The following is a 15,967-nucleotide window of genomic DNA, read 5'->3' as shown; positions in this document are numbered from 1 at the left end:
CGGCACTTTGCTGTCCGGTTTCTTACTTGGCCTTACCTGCGTAGTAGACAGCCGGGATGGCCGGGGTCTGCATGTCCTGGCCGATGAAGAAGCTCGGGTGCGGGGGCTGGTTGTAGCCAACCGTCTCCCGGGCCACACCGGTGCGGTACATCGGATCGTGCATCAGCGTGCGGAGCCGCACGTCGGTGGGTGAGGTGGTGGTGTAGATCCGCAGTTCAGTACTGTCGGCCGACGGGTACACGAGTTCCTCGCGCCAGTCGCCGAGCAGGTCCGCCTGCAGGGACGGGTTGCCCTTGGTGCCATTGTTGGTCCTGGCGCCGGTGGCGGTCAGGAGCCTGTCGCTGGCCTGGGTCTCCCAGTTCCACTTCGAGATCGTCGGAACGCCCACCTGGGTGGCTGCATCGAAGTCGTGGTCCACGATCTCGCGGAGCAGGTCGCCGTCCCACCAGGCCATGAAGTTCGCAGCCGGAATCTTGTCTGAGATCCGCTCGCCCTTGGCCGACATCAGGAACCCGACCGGTGAATTCCAGGCAGCGTCACCACCCACAGCCCAGCTTTCCGAGCCGGGGAAACGCGGATCGATGTCACCGGTGGCGCCCCGGCCGGTGTCCATGACAGCCGGGATGCTCCAGAGCACCTCGCCCGTGGCGGCATCGCGGAAAGTGGCCCCGCGGTTGCCGCTTTGGCTCATGCTCTCATGGACAGCGAAGGTCTCCAGGCCGGGCCGGGAGGGGTCCAGATCACCGGTGTGGATGGCGTCGCCGTGGCCCAGCTTGGTGTTGTACAGCGGTGTGCCGTCGTCGTCGATGGTCATGGAGCCGAAGACGAACTCGTCCTTGCCGTCCTGGTCCACGTCCGCCACGGACAGGTTGTGGTTGCCCTGGCCCTTGTACTCGGCGCCGGCAACGTCGGAATCGAACTTCCACCGCTTGGCCAGCTTGCCGTCCACCAGGTCGTAGGTGACCAGGACGGTGCGAGTGTAGTAACCGCGGCTGAACATCAGGGACGGGTGCTCACCGTCCAGGTAGGCCACACCGGCAAGGAACCGGTCCACACGGTTGCCGTAACCGTCACCCCAGGCGGCAACGCTACCGCGGGGCGGATCATACGGAACCGTGTCCATGATGGTGCCGCTGGCGCCATTGAATACCGTGAGGAATTCCGGCCCGGACAGGACGTAGCCGGCGCTGTTGCGGTAATCCGCCGCCGGATCCCCGATTACGGTACCGGCCGCATCGGTGGTTCCGTCCGCGGTCTTAAAGGCCACTTCGCCCTTGCCATCGCCGTCGAAGTCATAGGCCAGCATCTGGGTGTAGTGGGCGCCGGCCCGGATGTTGTGGCCCAGGTCGATGCGCCACAGCTTGGTTCCGTCCATCTTGTAGGCGTCAACGTAGACGTTTCCGGTGAACCCGGACTTGGAATTGTCCTGCGCGTTGGACGGGTTCCAGAGCTGGATGATCTCGTAGGCGCCGTCACCGTCCAGGTCCGCAACGCTGGAGTCGTTGGCGCTGTAGGTATAGGGCTTGCCATCCTTGCTGACGCCGTCGGCCGGCTTGTCCAGCTTGATGGGCAGGTAGTTTTGCGCCAGCGGGCTGAACTCGGCACTGAGCTTGTCCTGCCCATTGCCGTTGCCCACTGTCTTGATGACGTACTTGGAAGCCGCTGTACCCGCCGGGTCCACATAGGTGGTGGTGCTGCGGATGGGCTCGTCGGTGATCTGGACGCCGTCGCGGATGACGTGGAAGCCCACGCTGTCCTTGTCCAGGCCCAGCATCCGCCAGCCCAGGGTGACGCCCTGATCCGTCAGCACAGCAACGGGGGCCCGGTCCAGGTTCTCCACCTGGCGGGTCAGGCCGGACTTTGCGGGGGCGGCCGGAGCGGCGGGGCTGCCCTGACCGGGATCAGCAACAGCAAACGGGACGCCGGTGAAGGCCAGGGCCGCTGCGGTGAGCGTGGCCGCCGCTGCGGCCGGCGCCGCCTTCCACGCCCTGCCCGCTGGGGATTTCGGGGAACACATTGAGGGGTTTGCCAAAAGAACATCTCCTTTGATGCGGCGGCAGCTGAGTCTGCCGCACGACAGTTTGGAACGTTTCATTTATAGCCCGATTCCCCCTCCCCAAGGGACTTTGAGGGGGGATTGGAAACGGCAGGAAACGTTTTCTGCCCTCTAGGTTTATCAGTGCCTTACAAATCCAGTCAAGGGTTTGACCGATACAGCTTGGGAGTATTTGTTCTATTACGTTTGTTTGTGCACCTGCGCAGGCCCGCTCATGCCACACCAACAACGCCCGCTCACCTTCCGCCTTCTGAAGGGGAAAGTGAGCGGGCGCCTCGGAAGAATCCGTCATAGATGAGGGGGCGTCGAGAGGAAAATGTGCCAGAAGTGACCGGGCGTCGGGGTAGGTCAGCGGATGCCGCGCAGCTTCACTCCCGCTGCCAGTGCAGCAAGGCTAATGAGCGCGATTACAGCCAGGTAGTAGCCCGGCGCCACCGCCTGGCCGGTTTGCTGAACCAGGTAGGTGGCGATCATGGGGGTGAAACCGCCGAAGGCAACCACCGCCGTGTTGTAGCTGAAGGAGAGGCCGGTGGCCCGGGCCCGGGTATCGAAGGAATCGGACATGACAGATGGCAGGGCGCCGAAGTAAGCGGCCTTGAGCAGGCCCAGGACCGTCATCACGAGTGCCAGCACCAGAAAGGAGCGCGCGCTGATTACCCACATGAAAAGCGGTACGACGGCGAGCAGCAGCACGATCACAGTGGGCACCATGATTGCCAGGCGGCCGAATTTGTCCGAGAGGTGCCCCACCAGGGGCGTTCCGAAGGTCAGGATGACGCCGGTGATGATCAGCGAGGTGAACGAGATGCCCGGTTCAAGCCCCAGTTGCTTGATCGCGAAGGTTGGCATGTATTGGAGGATGAAATTCAGCGCGGTGGAGACTGCCAAAGCGCCGCCGGCAATGAGCATCCCGGTCTTCTGGGTGGCGAACACTTCCTTGATGGGCGAGTGCTTCTTGCCCCCTGCATCCGTGGGTGCGGGGACCTCGCGCATTTCCTTCCGGATCAGGAAGCCGGCCGGCCCCACCAGCAGGCCGAACAAAAAGGGTATGCGCCAGCCCCACTCGGTCATCTGGGCGTCGGTGAGGACGGTGGTCAGGACAGCCACGAAGATGGCAGCGATCAGGCCGCCAAGGCCCTGGCTGGCGAACTGGAAGCTCCCCAGAAACCCCTTGCGCTTGCTGTTCTGTGCGATCAAGTAGGCGGTGGCTGCGCCAAACTCGCCACCGGCGGAGAAGCCCTGGATGAGCCTGGCCAGGACGATCCCGATGGGAGCCAGGATGCCGATGGTTCCATAGTTCGGCATGAAGGCAAGCAGGGCGGTGCCCAAGACCATGAGCCGGATGGTGACGGAAAGGCCCTTCTTGAGCCCGTGCCGGTCCGCAAAAGACCCCAGTACCAGTCCCCCAAGCGGCCGGATAAGGTACGAGACACCGAATACCGCGAAGGCCTGGATGAGCTCCACACCAGGATCATCACTGGGGAAGAAGTTCCGGCCGATATAGATGGCCAGAAGCGCATAAATGGCGATGTCGAACCATTCGAGCGCGTTCCCTATGGTCGCGGCGATGATCCCGCGGGTAGCGGACTGCGGCGCCTCGCCCTGACTGGAGCTCGACTGATTAGGAATCGAATGGGCAAGACCCGTCTGGGCAGGACTTGGTTGATTCTTCTGTTGCGGAATGGTCATGGAAACTCCAGGGGTTCAGGAAACGGAGCTGGCGGGTATGGCGGTGTTGTCTGCGCCGGTGTCAGCGCCGGCAGGACTGGCCGCCACGGCGAGGTCGAAGAACAGTCCGGCGGCGATCTGGAGGCCTTCCCGGGCGACGGATTTCAGAAGGTGCTCGTCCGGAGCGTGCTGCTGGCAGCCGGGGTGCGAATGCGGAATCCACAGCGTGGGCAGGCCGAGAACATCGGCGAATACAAAGCTCGGCAGCGACCCGCCGATATTGGGCAGCAGTACCGGCTTGCGGCCCGTGGTCTGTTCGAGCGACCCAAGGGCCCAGGAAACCCATGGACTTCCCGGATCAAGCCGGCTGGCCTCGAAGGAGTTGCCCACCGTGATGTCCACCATGCCGAACCCGGCGGCGTCCAGATGCCGCCGGACGGCGGATTCGAGATTCGCGGTGTCGGTTCCAGGCACGAACCGCAACTGCAGGGTGGCGCGGGCGGACCCTGGAATGGCGTTGACCGGCTTGTCCGGATTGCCGGCCCCAAAGGCCAGGACTTCCAGGGTGTTCCAGGCGTACAGCCGCTCGGCGGGGCTGAGCGAACCGTCGCCCCAAGTGGGATCTGATGCCGGGTCGCCGGGGTTGGCCACCACATCGATTAGTTCCAGGGCCGCGGCCACAGATTCCGGAATCCCTGCTGGCAGCAGCTCCGGCAACTTGATGATGCCGTGCCCGTCCACCAGGGAACCGACGGCGGCGGCCACCGTCGTTGCCGGATTGCGCAGCAGTCCGCCCCAGTTTCCAGAGTGGTACGACCTGCTGCGGAGATCGGCCGTGAGGTGGAAGGTCACGCCCCCGCGGGCACCCAGAAAAACAGTGGGGCTTTCCGCTGCCAGCCGTGGCCCGTCGGAGCCAATGAAGACGTCCGCCTGGAGGGCATCACGGTGTTCGGCTGCGAAGTCCGCGAGGTCGGGCGAACCGATCTCCTCCGCGCCTTCGAGGAGGAACACCAGGTTGAAACCCAAGCTGCCGCGCTGCTCAAGGAGGAGCCGCAGCGCCACGATGTTGATCCAGTGCTGGCCCTTGTTGTCCGCCGAACCCCGGCCATACCAGCGGTCGGCTTCGGCGCCAAGGCTCCAGGGGCTGCGGCCGTTGGTCCAGCCCGCGGACTGTCCCTCCACTACGTCTGCGTGGCCGTAGCAGAGGACGGTAGGGAGGCCGGCGCCTTCGTGCCGGGTGGCCAGCAGGAAGGAATTCAGGCCGCCACGCCAGGAGTCGAACCGCTCCACTGAGCAACCCAGGGTAGCCAGCGCGGGCTCTATCACTTCGTCAAGGTATGACTTCAGTGCAACGCGGCCCTCCGTCGTCGAGCTTTCCGAAGGGTAGGAGACGAGCGTGGCGAGGTCCCTCTCAAAGCTGCCCGAGTCCACATAATCCCCTGCTGCTCCGAGGAGCTGTTCACGCTGCTGCATCGATTTTGGCCCTTTGACGTTGGAATGTGAGTTCCAAACTAGGTCGCGGAATGGAAAACAACCAGTATCATTTTGTCGATCAGCTTTGACTTGAATGCAAACCATAGATAAATCGGGGCCGTAATGAACATGCTGACACCGGCACTGCTGTACTTCGACGCGGTGGCGCAGGAGGGCACGTTGACTGATGCCGCCGGAAGGCTCCACGTGTCCGCGTCCGCTATCAGCCGCCAGATCAAGAAGCTGGAAACCTCACTGGGCATGGCCCTTTTCAACCGGCATGCGCGGGGAGTTGAACTCACCGAGGCCGGCCGGCTGCTGCTCGCTTACGTGCGGCGGGCGGAAGCAGAGGGAGCGGCGGTCCGCGAAGAACTGCTGGTCTCCATGCAGCGCAAGACCCGCACGCTCCGCGTGGCATGCGCGGAAGGTTTCGGCCGGGTCTGGGTCCCGTCAGCCATCGCAAATTTCAGCCGAAAGCACGACGACGTCGAATTCCACCTGGACGTCGTGGCTTCCACCGAAGGCACGCGCCGGGTTGCCGAAGGAGAAGCCGATGTGGCCGCTGTCTTTTCCCTGGGGCCGCAGTCCAAGGTGACAGTGGAGCATTCCATGCCCACCCCTGTAGCTTTCGCGGTAGTGGCGCCGGACCATCCGCTGGCGGCGCAGCCCAGTGCGACCCTCCAGGACCTGTGCCGCTACAAACTTGCCGTCACCGCGCCGGGGTCCAGCCAGCGGGAACTCTTCGATCTCGCCATGCAGATCGAAGGCCTCACCCCCACCATCACGCTGCAGAGCGACCACATCAACCCGGTGATTCAGTTCGCCCGGGCGGGCGTGGGCGTTTCGCTGGTGGGCGGCCTGTCGCTGGACCGCCGCGACCGGGAGGAGCTGGTGGCCGTACGCTTGGAGCATCCCGTCCTGCGCCAGCGCCAGGGCCAGATCCAGACCATGACCGGCCGGACCCAGCCTGCCGTCCTTACCGCATTCGTGGACGCCCTCATTGACGCCCTGGAACAGCTGACCTAAGAGGCCGCCGCCGCTACTTCCGCGCAACCGCCTGCAGCAGCGGCAGTGTGCGGGTGGGCATCACTTCCACCAGTGACATGGCAGTGCTGGTGCGGACGACGCCGTCAATTGCCAGCATCGCGTTGGTGATGCGGTGTAGATCGGCCGGGTCCCTGGCGGCCACCTTGGCCAGCAGGTCGGCATCGCCAGTGGTGGCATGCATCTCGATGATCTCCGGGATGGTCTGCAGCGCCGCCACGGCAACGTCGCTGGAGGACTGGCTGATGGAAATCGAAATAAAGGCAATGAGCGGCAGGCCCAGCGCCCCGGTCCGAACGCGTTGGCTGAAGGGGGCCAGGCTGCCGTCGCCAACGAGGCGGCGGAGCCGGGCGTGCACCGTATTACGGGCCACGCCCAGCGTCCTGGAGAGGGACAGGACGGTGGCCTGCGGGTCCCGGTCGAGTGTGAGGAGGATCTCTGCGTCAAGGGCATCGATGAGGTGCATAGTGAGCATTTTGCCATCCCAGCCACGCAGAACGGCCGGATCTGTCCTGCCAGCAACAGCTCTGTTGCGCAGACGTCCTGTTATCCCGGACCATGCTGTCCATGACCAGCACCCTTCCCGAAGCCGCCACTCCCGAGGTCCGTGCCGCCGTCGCCGAACTTCCCGCCTACGTGGCCGGCAAGAGCGCACAGTCCGACCTGACCGCCGCCCTGGCCTCGAATGAAAGCCACTTCACTCCCCTGCCGTCCGTCAGCCAGGCCATCTCAGCCGAGGCAGGCCGGATCCACCGGTACCCGAGCATGGGGGCGGTGGAGGCACGGGAAGCCATTGCCCGGCATTTCAGCGTCAGCGCCGAGGAGGTTGCCGCCGGCCCGGGAAGCTCCGGTGTGCTGCAGCAGATCATTTCTGCGGTCTGCGGCCACGGCGACGAGGTGGTGTACGCGTGGCGGTCCTTCGAGGCGTATCCCATCCTGGTGGCGGTGGCCGGCGCCGTTTCGGTTCCCGTGCCCCTGCTGGCCAGCGAGCATCACGATCTTCCGGCCATGGCCGCCGCCATCACCGGGCGCACCCGGCTGGTGATCCTGTGCTCGCCCAACAACCCCACCGGCGTGTCCATCAGCCCGGAGGCCCTGGAGGAGTTCCTCCGGTCGGTTCCGCCGCGCGTGCTGGTGGTGCTGGACGAGGCCTACATCGAGTTCCAGCGCGGGCCCGGCGTGGACTCGCTCGACTTCTACCGCCGCCACCCCAACCTCTGCGTCCTGCGGACTTTCTCCAAGGCGTACGGGCTGGCCGGGCTGCGGATCGGCTATGCCATTGCCCGCCCGGACATTGCCGAGGGCCTCCGCCGGACCGCCGTCCCCTTCGGCGTCAACAGGATGGCGCAGGCCGCCGCGGTTGCCTCGCTTGCGGCCGGGGACGAGATCCTCGAGCGTACCGAGGCGGTGGCCACGGAACGTACCCGGGTTATCGAGGCCCTGCGCGGGTACGGCTGGGACGTGCCGGAGAGCCAGGCCAACTTCTACTGGCTCCGCGCGTCCGACGAACTGCGCCTACAACTCCTGGACGCGCTCTCCGAGGCTGACATCCTGGCCCGCGGCTACGCCGTGGACGGGGTGCGCATCACCCTGGCGGATGCTGCCACCAATGACCGCGTCATGGCCGTCCTGGCCAACCGCGGGCGGTTCCTGCCTGAAGCGGGCGCGGCCCAATGAGTACCTCCACCGAAACTCCCGCCGAGGCAGCCCCTGCTGCCGCAAGCCGGCACATGGAAAGGCCGACGGCGGCACCTTCAGCGCCGCCGTCGGCCCTCCGTCATTCCGTGGTTGAGGACGTCCTGGGCATCCTGACCGGCACCTTCGCGGCGTCGCTGGGGCTGTTCCTGCTCAAGTCGAGCGGGGCCGTGACGGGCGGCACCGCCGGCCTGGCGCTGCTGCTCAGCTATTCGGTCGCGCTGCCGTTCGGCGTCATTTTCTTCGCGGTGAACCTGCCGTTCTTCGCCCTGGCGGTGTGGAAGAAAGGCTGGAACTTCGCCCTCCGTACCGGCGCAGCCATCGCGCTGGTGTCCATCATGGCCAGCCTGCACCCGGCTGCGCTGGGGTCGCTGCACCTTGACCCGGTCTACGGCGTGCTGGGCGGGAACCTGCTCGCCGGCGTCGGACTCCTGATCCTGTTCCGCCACCAGTCCAGCCTGGGCGGCTTCAACATCCTGGCCCTGCTCCTGCAGGACAAACTGAAATGGCGGGCCGGATATGTGCAGATGGTGCTGGACGTGGCCATCGTCCTGGCCTCGCTCGTCCTCGTTCCGCCGCTGATGGTGCTGCTGTCCGCGGCCGGCGCCACCCTCCTGAACCTGGTCGTCGCCCTGAACCACCGGCCCGGCCGCTACTTGGGAAAGTAGCGCGCTCCTGGCTTTTTATTCCCGGCAACCGGCAGAAATATCTGTGCGCAGGCCGGTGTTGCCGCAAATATGACAACAATCGGAATCATCGGTGCAGGACATATTGGAAGCAAGGTTGCACGGAAGGCCGTGGAACTGGGCTACGACGTAGTCATCAGCAACTCCCGCGAGCCGGAAACCCTCCAGGACCTGGTGGCGGAGCTTGGCCCCAAGGCCCGGGCGGCCACCGCAGCTGAGGCGGCTGCGGCCGGCGACTTCGCAGTGGTCACCGTGCCGCTGAAGAGCTACAAGGACGTCCCGGTGGAGCCGCTGGCCGGAAAGATTGTGATCGATACAAACAACTACTACTGGGAGCGCGACGGCAGGATCCCCGCCCTGGACAACGGTGAAGCAACCACCTCCGGGCTGCTGCAGGAGCACCTGCCCCAGTCCAAGGTGGCCAAGGGCTTCAACCACATCATGGCCAAGGACATCACCACCGACGGAACTCCCGCCGGCACTGAAAACCGCCGCGCCCTGGCCACCGCCAGCGACTTCCCGGAAGCCGCAGAACTGGTCACCCGCCTCTACGACGAGTTCGGTTTCGACACCGTCAATGTCGGGACCCTGTCCGAGAGCTGGCGCGTGGAGCGGGACCGCCCGGCCTACGTGGCACGCCAGAGCGCCGCAGAGCTGAAGGGCAATCTGGCCAAGGCGCCCCGGACTATTTGATTCATCCCACGCAAAGCTGGCTGGCAGTTTCTACGGCCGGCCGGCTTTGCGTTTTGAGGCGCTACTTCCAGGCCGGAACCAGCACAACCTCGAAGGGGCTGGGCGGCTGGTTGAACTGCGCATTAACCGCAGCGAGAGTGTCCTCCCCGAACAGGGCAACGGTAGTGGGGATATTGAACGCGTCGCTCTTGATGGTGTTCCTGACCACGGCGGAGGACAGATCGGTGGAAAGATCAAGGCGCGTTATTTGGTTCAGCTGGTTTTGAACCGCCCACACGTTATCGCCCCGCACCAGGATGCCATCCACAAACGGAACCTTGACGCCCCTGATTTCAGCGCTCTTGCCGTTCTTTGGATTGACCGTGTAGAGGGCTCCGTTGAGGGAGTGGGCCACGATCAGCACTTTGCCGTCCTCGGACGCGGCAATCCCGTTGAGGTTGAACCCCTGCTTGACGTCCGCTGCCGGACCGCTCAGCTTGAGGGTCTTCACCTTGCCCAAATCCCCGTGTTCGTCCACTGGCAGGAAGTAGAGTTCCGCGGCCGCCGAATTGGTGAACCAGGCGCCCTCACTGGTCAGCGTGACGTCATTGATGAATCCCTTGGCCAGGTCTACGTCGGCAACGGGCTTACCGGTATTGGTGTCGTAGACGAACGCCTTGCCGGTGTTGGCACCCGCCACAAACAGCAGGTGGCGGCATGTATCGGCCTTCATTCCGGCGGCGGCGCGGCCCGCCGGTGCGTCAATGAAGCGGGTGGCAGTGCCCTTGCGGATGTCACCGCGGAAAATATCACCAGTGGTGAGTTCCCCGGCATAGAAAGTCTTGCCCTCCCCTGCCGCGATGCCCTCGGCGGAGGTGGCGCCGTCGAGCACTATCTCACCGGAAGGCGACGCGGCCGAGGCCGGAAGGGCAGTGGGAAGAAGCAATGAAAGAGAGGCCGCGAGCCCTGCGGCGGCACGGCGGCGTACTGTTTGGCGCATGCTGGATCCTTAGACTGGGTTGATGCGCGCGGGGCCCATCTGCGGAAGCTCCGCACGATTGGTGCTGCCAGTTTAAGCTCAGGTCTCGGGCTTGCGAAGGCATCGGGGTACCCAATCTGCTTACAATCGAAACCTCTGACCACTACCGAGGGACCCATGAAGAAATTCGCCACAGCCCTGTTTGCCGCCGGCCTCGTTGCTTCCGCCACGGCCTGCTCCGCCACACACCAACTGTCCACCGCTGAAACCTGTGAGCGGATCCAGGCCGTTGTGTCGAACCCCGCCAACAACGCCGGCAAGACGGGCATGAACAACCTCGCCAACCAGATCCGCCCCATCCACGCGGTTGCCTCGGACGATCTCAAGCCCGCGCTGGCCTCGATCCTCGCCTACACGGATGAGCAGGCCAAGGAAAACCCGGACAAGGACAAGCTGGCCGATCTCCAGTCGGGCTACCAGGAAGCCGGCAGCACTTACAGCAAGTTCTGCGGCCAGGCCGGCGGCTAAACAATCTGTTCAAGGGACCGGCCGGCTGCGGGACAGCCGGCCGGTCCCTTGTGTTTTTTGTGCCTAGAGCGTGGCCGGATCCGTGTTGGCGCCGCACAGGATGACGGCAACGCGTTCATCCTTCCCCGGCACGTACACACCGGAGGCCAGCGCGGCGTAAGCGGCTGCGGCGCCGTGCTCAACCACCATCCGGTAGTCGTTCCACAGCGCTGAGCGCGCGGCAACGATCTGTTCATCGGAGACCAGGATGCTTTCGACGCCGCAGCGGAGCGCGACGGAGAACGCGATGCCGCCGGCGCGGCGGGCACCCAGGGAGTCCGCGGCAATGCCCGATACCGCGACGTCCACCGGTTCCCCCGCCGCCAGGGCAGCATGCAGGGTGGGCGCGGTTTCCGGTTCCACGGCCACCACTTTGGCAAAGCCTTCGACGGCGGCGGCTACTCCCGCCATCAGCCCGCCACCGCCCACTGCCACCAGCACGGTGGCCACGTCCGGCAACTGTTCCAGCAACTCGGAGCCCACCGTTCCGGCGCCGGCGGCGATTTCAGGCTGGTCATAGGCGTGGCAGTAGACCGCGCCGGTTTCCTCTGCGTGCACGACGGCGGCCTGGTAAGCGGCCGCGTACTCCGCACCACCCTGGACCACCATGGCGCCGATGGCCTTCAGCTTGCTGACCTTGACGGCCGGCGCGGCCTCGGGAACGAAGACGGTTGCAGGCACCCCCAACTGGGCGGCGGCGTAGGCGTTGGCCAGACCCGCGTTCCCGCCTGAGGCCACCACGATTCCGACGTCGGCGCGCAGTTCCCCGCGTTCCTTGCTGGCCAGGATGCGGTTAAGGGCGCCCCGGGCCTTGAACGTCCCCGTGTGCTGCATGAATTCGCACTTAAACCAGACCTGGCCATTGAATGGGCCCGGGTCCGCCTCCATAACGGAGGTCCTGCGGATGAGGCCCGCGGTACGGCGGGCGGCCTGGTCGACATCGGCGCGTGTGATCATGCTTAGACTTCGTCGTCCCAGGTGCCCGGTTCCTCCAGCGCCTCTTCCGGCTTCTGCTCCTGCCCGGCTTCTCCGCCGCCCACATACGACGCCGGCACGGTTCCCGCGGCATGGGCCTGCTGTTCCTCACGGATGTTCGCGGCGCCCGGCTGTTCCGGGTGCTGCCCGGACTGGGGTGCCTGCACGGCCTGGTCTTTGGCGTGGTCTTTGGCCTCGTCCGGATCGCCCGCGCCCGCGAAGGTCTGCGGTGTTCTGGGGATCGTCACTGGAAACGGTCATGGTCCTGCCTTTCACCTGGGAACTGCACTGATCGGCCGGGGAGCTGACCCCGGTCCGGCCTCCAGCCTACGGTCTAGAGGTAGTCGCCGGCCCGTTCCCGCGCGATTTCCAGCAGGGTCGAGTGGAAGGCAACCTCCGCCGGGGCGTACACCTTGTCCTGGCGTTGGGCCAGCAATACGCGTCGGAGCGGGGCGGCCTCGCCCAGGCTGAGCACCCGTACATCGGGGTGCTGGAGGGCCACTGCCGTTTTGGGAACCATTGCCACCCCCATCCCGACACTGACCATGGCCTGTGCCTCCTGGTAGTCGTTGGCCTGGAACGCTATGGCCGGTTCGAACCCGGCGTCGTGGGCAGACCGCTGCAGCACCTCCACCACAGGGTGCGCCTCCGCGCGCACGATCCACGATTCGCTGCGGAGATCCTCCATTCTCACCTGTTCCCGGTCTGCGAGCCGGTGGCCCCGTGCCACCAGGACCACGGTGCTCTCCCGGAATACTTCGGTGACGCGGATGGCATCGTCATGGAAGGGGTTCCAGGGATAGTCCCACAGCAGGCAGAGCCCGGTCACCCCGGACTCGAGGTCCGCCACGAGCTCGTCGAAACGGGCACTGCGCAGCGACAGGCTGATAGCGGGGTAGCGCTTCTTGAATGCCCGGATGACGAGGGGCAGGAATGATCCGGCCAGCGTGGGAAAGGTCCCGACGGTCAGGGAACCGCGGTTGAGTCCCGCGAGCTGGTTCAGGTCGGACTGGGCCGCCTGCATCTGCCTCACAATCTTGCGTGCGTGGCCTGCGAGCATTTGGCCTGCCTCCGTGGGCACCACGCCGCGGGAGCGGCGATTCAACAGAGGCTGTCCCACCTCCTGTTCCAGCTTGCGCAGCTGCTGCGATACGGCGGAGGGGCTGTACATCTTCAGTTCTGCCGCAGCGGTGATGGATCCCTGCTCCACCACCTCGAGCAGCAGGGTGAGCCGGCGGATGTCGAACAAATAATCGTCTTCGTCGTGAAGCAACGCTTAACCCTTCTCCGGTTTTCGTTCAGTAGCTGAAGTACACGTCAAATTCGTGCTCTTTCCAGCAGCTGAATTCGCAGCTAGTGCCAATCCTGCGCCTTTCAAGCAGCTTCTACACCAGTGATTGAAGTAATACTACATGCCTCTTCAATTATTGAACATTGTCTTAATTTGTGAGCTAGCTCATTCTCGATTCAGGCGCCAAAACGAAAACCAGGCACAAGGAGATGTGGGACAACAATGAAGTTTGAAGCGGAATGGATGCGCGGGGGCACCAGCAAGTGCTGGGTGTTCGAGGCCGGGCACCTTCAGGAGGGCGGCGCCGGCCTGGATGTGCTGTTGCCGCGGTTGTTCGGGAGTCCCGACTCCCGCCAGATTGACGGGGTAGGAGGCGCCACCTCCACCACCAGCAAGGCCGTGATCCTGCATCGGCCAACCGGGGAGGACGTGGACATCGAGTTCACCTTTGCCCAGGTAGGCATCGAAGAGGCCGCCGTGGACTGGGGCAGCAACTGCGGAAACTGCTCAGCAGTAGTCGGGTTGTACGCCATTGAGAAGGGATGGGTGGTCCCCGCCGGCGACGTGACGCGAGTCGTCACCCGGAATACCAACACCGGTCAAATCATCGTCCAGCGGGTAGCCACTCCGTCGGGAGAACTTGCGGATGTTCCGGCGGCGCACATGCCGGGCGTACCATTTCCCGGCCACCTCGTGGGGCTGGGCTTCCAGGACCCTGCCGGAAAAACCACTGGAGCACTGCTGCCCACCGGTGCAGCAACCGACACCATCACGGCCGCGGGGATGCGCTGGACCGTCTCGATGGTGGACGCCGGAGCTCCCGTGGTGATGGTGCAGGCCGCGGAACTGGGCCTGGACCCCGCCCGCTACGACAGCTGGAAGTCCGGGGTGGAGCAACAACTGGACACCCTGGAACAGATCCGTCGGCAGGCTGCAGTACGGATGGGGCTGGCTCCCACCATCGCCGGCGCAGCCCGCGCCATACCCAAGCTCGCCGTCGTGGCAGCCCCCACTGCAGCGGACCCGGTATGCGACGTGAACGTCATGATGCTTTCGATGGGCAAGCCGCACCCCGCGCTGGCCATCACCGGCAGCATCGCCCTGACCCTGGCCGCCCGGACGCCGGGGACCGTGCTGCATCCCATCACTGGCGGTTCCTTGGGCGCCACGCTGCGCCTCCGCACCCCTGCCGGGGTGATCGAGACCTGGAGCGAGGACCACAACGGAAGCCTGCTCGTCGGCGTCGACCGCACGGCCCGCACCATTGCCACCACCATCATCCATCTTCCCGAGGCTTCCGGCAGCACCGCCGCTGCGGCCCTCGCGGGCGCTACCCTCTGAGGAGACCATCATGACTAAGACCGCCCTGACCAAAGACGCGGAGCGCAGCGCAGCGCCCGTACCAGAAACGCTGGATGAGCGCCCCGCGCGTGCTTCCTCCCGGCGTCGTATCCTGCTGTGGACGGTGGCCGGCGTGGCCATCCTGGGTGTTCTTGCCCTCGTTTTCGGCGGCATGTTCAACCAGGCGGCCGCCACGAACCCGGAGCCGACCATGACCGCTGTCCAGATCATCCCGCTGGTGATACTCGTGGTGATGTTCGTCGTCGCCACCAAGTGGCCGCTGAATATCGGTGTGATGGGGCTCGTGGCATCATTCGGCGTCGGCTACTTCATGCTCGGGATGTCGGACAAGCAGATCCTGGAGGAATTCCCGGCGAGCATCGTGCTGACCATCATCGGCGTCACGTACTTCTTCAGCATGGCCCAGCGGAACGGCACCATCGATATCATCGTCAAGGGCTGCGTCCGGATGGTGCGCGGCAAGACGCTGTTGCTGCCCTGGGTGTTCTTCCTGATCGCCGCCGCACTGACCTCGCTCGGAACGTTCTCGCCCGCAGCCATCGCCCTCCTGGCACCGGCCGCCATCGGATTCGCGTACGAATCACGCATCCACCCGGTGGTCATGGGTGCCTTCATTATCAACGGCGCCCACGCCGGTGGATTCTCGCCGCTGTCCGTGGCCGGCGTGCTGGTCCATGACATCGCGCTGAAGAATGACTTCCCGATTTCCCAGGGCGGTCTATTTATCGCCAGCTTTGCCCTCAACCTCATCCTCTCGGTGCTGACCATCGTCCTGTTCGCCCTGATCGGCAAACTGCGTGACGGCGCCAGCGGCCAGCACGTGGACGTCGACACTTCCTCCACCGGGCGCCCGCACGGCCAGCAGATCCTGACGCTGGCGCTGATCGCCGCAATGCTGGTGTGCACCCTCGGCTTCCACATGCCCATCGGCTTCGTGGCCCTGTCCGCCGGCCTCCTGCTCGCCTTCATCAACATCAAGGAACACAAGACCTTCATTGGCGGCATCTCCTGGTCCACCGTCATGCTGGTGGCCGGCATGATCACCTACGTATCCCTGCTGCAGCACGTGGGCGTCATCGACACCCTGGCCGAGCAGGCCCTGGCCCTGGGGGCGCCGCTGCTGATCGCACTCGTCCTCTGCTACGTGATCGGTGTGGGCTCGGCCTTCGCGTCCTCCACTGCCTTGCTGACCGCGTTCATCCCGCTGGCCGGCCCGCTCCTGGCCACGAGCTCGCTCAGCGCCTCCGGAACTGTTGCCGCGCTGGCCATTGCAGCCACCGTCGTCGACGTCTCCCCCTTCTCCACTGACGGCGCACTGGTGGTAGCCAACGCCCGCGACGACGACCGGCAGCGCGTCTACAAGCAGCTGATGTTCTACGCCGGCGGCGTGGTGCTCGTGGCCCCCGCCCTGGCATGGGCACTGCTGGTACCTACCGGCATCATGTAACTCCTGGAAAACGGGCGGCCTGTCAGCATGTTCTGGCAGGCCGCTTCGCTGT

Annotated in this window: 15 protein-coding genes; 7 read left to right on the top strand and 8 right to left on the bottom strand. The window is 65.0% G+C overall.

Annotation, left to right across the window (positions count from 1 at the left end; all coding sequences use genetic code 11):
* Positions 1-22: 22 nt before the first annotated feature.
* The 3 genes from QFZ57_RS07425 to QFZ57_RS07415 form a co-directional block, all read right to left on the bottom strand.
* Positions 23-2,032 (bottom strand): rhamnogalacturonan lyase, encoded by a 2,010-nt coding sequence (locus QFZ57_RS07425; protein WP_373461206.1) that lies wholly within the window; start codon positions 2,030-2,032, stop codon positions 23-25.
* 372 nt (positions 2,033-2,404) lie between these two features.
* A complete protein-coding gene (locus QFZ57_RS07420; protein WP_306899180.1) occupies positions 2,405-3,745 on the bottom strand; it encodes an MFS transporter in 1,341 nt (446 codons plus the stop codon).
* Positions 3,746-3,760: 15 nt separating this feature from the next.
* The gene (locus QFZ57_RS07415; RefSeq protein ID WP_306899178.1) at positions 3,761-5,197 is read right to left on the bottom strand and encodes a M20 family metallopeptidase; all 1,437 of its coding nucleotides are present in this window, start codon (positions 5,195-5,197) and stop codon (positions 3,761-3,763) included.
* A gap of 123 nt (positions 5,198-5,320) precedes the next feature.
* On the opposite strand from QFZ57_RS07415, the gene QFZ57_RS07410 reads away from it, so the two are divergent.
* Positions 5,321-6,223: a LysR family transcriptional regulator gene (locus QFZ57_RS07410; protein ID WP_306899176.1), complete on the top strand. Its 903-nt coding sequence runs from the start codon at positions 5,321-5,323 to the stop codon at positions 6,221-6,223.
* 13 nt (positions 6,224-6,236) lie between these two features.
* Here QFZ57_RS07410 and QFZ57_RS07405 read toward each other — a convergent pair whose 3' ends face one another.
* Positions 6,237-6,716, bottom strand: coding sequence for an Lrp/AsnC family transcriptional regulator (locus tag QFZ57_RS07405; RefSeq protein ID WP_306629806.1), 480 nt, complete (start codon positions 6,714-6,716; stop codon positions 6,237-6,239).
* An 83-nt stretch (positions 6,717-6,799) separates the two neighbouring features.
* Between QFZ57_RS07405 and QFZ57_RS07400 the strand changes: the two genes are divergently transcribed.
* From QFZ57_RS07400 to QFZ57_RS07390, 3 genes are all read left to right on the top strand, one after another.
* Positions 6,800-7,918, top strand: a complete 1,119-nt coding sequence (locus QFZ57_RS07400) for a histidinol-phosphate transaminase (RefSeq protein ID WP_306899171.1) — start codon at positions 6,800-6,802, stop codon at positions 7,916-7,918.
* Positions 7,915-8,604 (top strand): YitT family protein, encoded by a 690-nt coding sequence (locus QFZ57_RS07395; RefSeq protein ID WP_373461204.1) that lies wholly within the window; start codon positions 7,915-7,917, stop codon positions 8,602-8,604. Before QFZ57_RS07400 ends, QFZ57_RS07395 begins: the two co-directional genes overlap by 4 nt.
* Before the next feature lie 69 nt (positions 8,605-8,673).
* A complete protein-coding gene (locus tag QFZ57_RS07390; RefSeq protein ID WP_306629804.1) occupies positions 8,674-9,315 on the top strand; it encodes an NADPH-dependent F420 reductase in 642 nt (213 codons plus the stop codon).
* A 61-nt stretch (positions 9,316-9,376) separates the two neighbouring features.
* Here QFZ57_RS07390 and QFZ57_RS07385 read toward each other — a convergent pair whose 3' ends face one another.
* Positions 9,377-10,294, bottom strand: a complete 918-nt coding sequence (locus QFZ57_RS07385) for an SMP-30/gluconolactonase/LRE family protein (protein WP_306899169.1) — start codon at positions 10,292-10,294, stop codon at positions 9,377-9,379.
* A 156-nt stretch (positions 10,295-10,450) separates the two neighbouring features.
* Between QFZ57_RS07385 and QFZ57_RS07380 the strand changes: the two genes are divergently transcribed.
* A complete protein-coding gene (locus QFZ57_RS07380; protein WP_018770711.1) occupies positions 10,451-10,801 on the top strand; it encodes a hypothetical protein in 351 nt (116 codons plus the stop codon).
* A 63-nt stretch (positions 10,802-10,864) separates the two neighbouring features.
* Here the strand turns inward: QFZ57_RS07380 and QFZ57_RS07375 are convergent, their stop codons facing one another.
* From QFZ57_RS07375 to QFZ57_RS07365, 3 genes are all read right to left on the bottom strand, one after another.
* Positions 10,865-11,797 carry a threonine/serine dehydratase gene (locus tag QFZ57_RS07375; protein WP_306899164.1) on the bottom strand — a complete coding sequence of 311 codons (933 nt, stop codon included), beginning with the start codon at positions 11,795-11,797 and terminating at the stop codon, positions 10,865-10,867.
* A 2-nt stretch (positions 11,798-11,799) separates the two neighbouring features.
* The gene (locus QFZ57_RS07370; protein ID WP_306899162.1) at positions 11,800-12,063 is read right to left on the bottom strand and encodes a hypothetical protein; all 264 of its coding nucleotides are present in this window, start codon (positions 12,061-12,063) and stop codon (positions 11,800-11,802) included.
* Between the two features lie 86 nt (positions 12,064-12,149).
* Positions 12,150-13,088 carry a LysR family transcriptional regulator gene (locus tag QFZ57_RS07365; RefSeq protein WP_306899160.1) on the bottom strand — a complete coding sequence of 313 codons (939 nt, stop codon included), beginning with the start codon at positions 13,086-13,088 and terminating at the stop codon, positions 12,150-12,152.
* A gap of 240 nt (positions 13,089-13,328) precedes the next feature.
* Here QFZ57_RS07365 and QFZ57_RS07360 point away from each other — a divergent pair, with 240 nt between their 5' ends.
* Entirely contained in the window at positions 13,329-14,447 is a 1,119-nt protein-coding gene (locus QFZ57_RS07360) for a PrpF domain-containing protein (RefSeq protein ID WP_306899158.1), read from the top strand.
* A gap of 10 nt (positions 14,448-14,457) precedes the next feature.
* Positions 14,458-15,915 carry an SLC13 family permease gene (locus QFZ57_RS07355; protein ID WP_373461203.1) on the top strand — a complete coding sequence of 486 codons (1,458 nt, stop codon included), beginning with the start codon at positions 14,458-14,460 and terminating at the stop codon, positions 15,913-15,915.
* The last annotated feature ends 52 nt before the right edge of the window (positions 15,916-15,967 follow it).

The sequence above is a fragment of the Arthrobacter sp. B1I2 genome (assembly GCF_030816485.1).
GTDB lineage: Bacteria > Actinomycetota > Actinomycetes > Actinomycetales > Micrococcaceae > Arthrobacter.
This window is presented reverse-complemented; position numbering and strand designations above follow the sequence as displayed.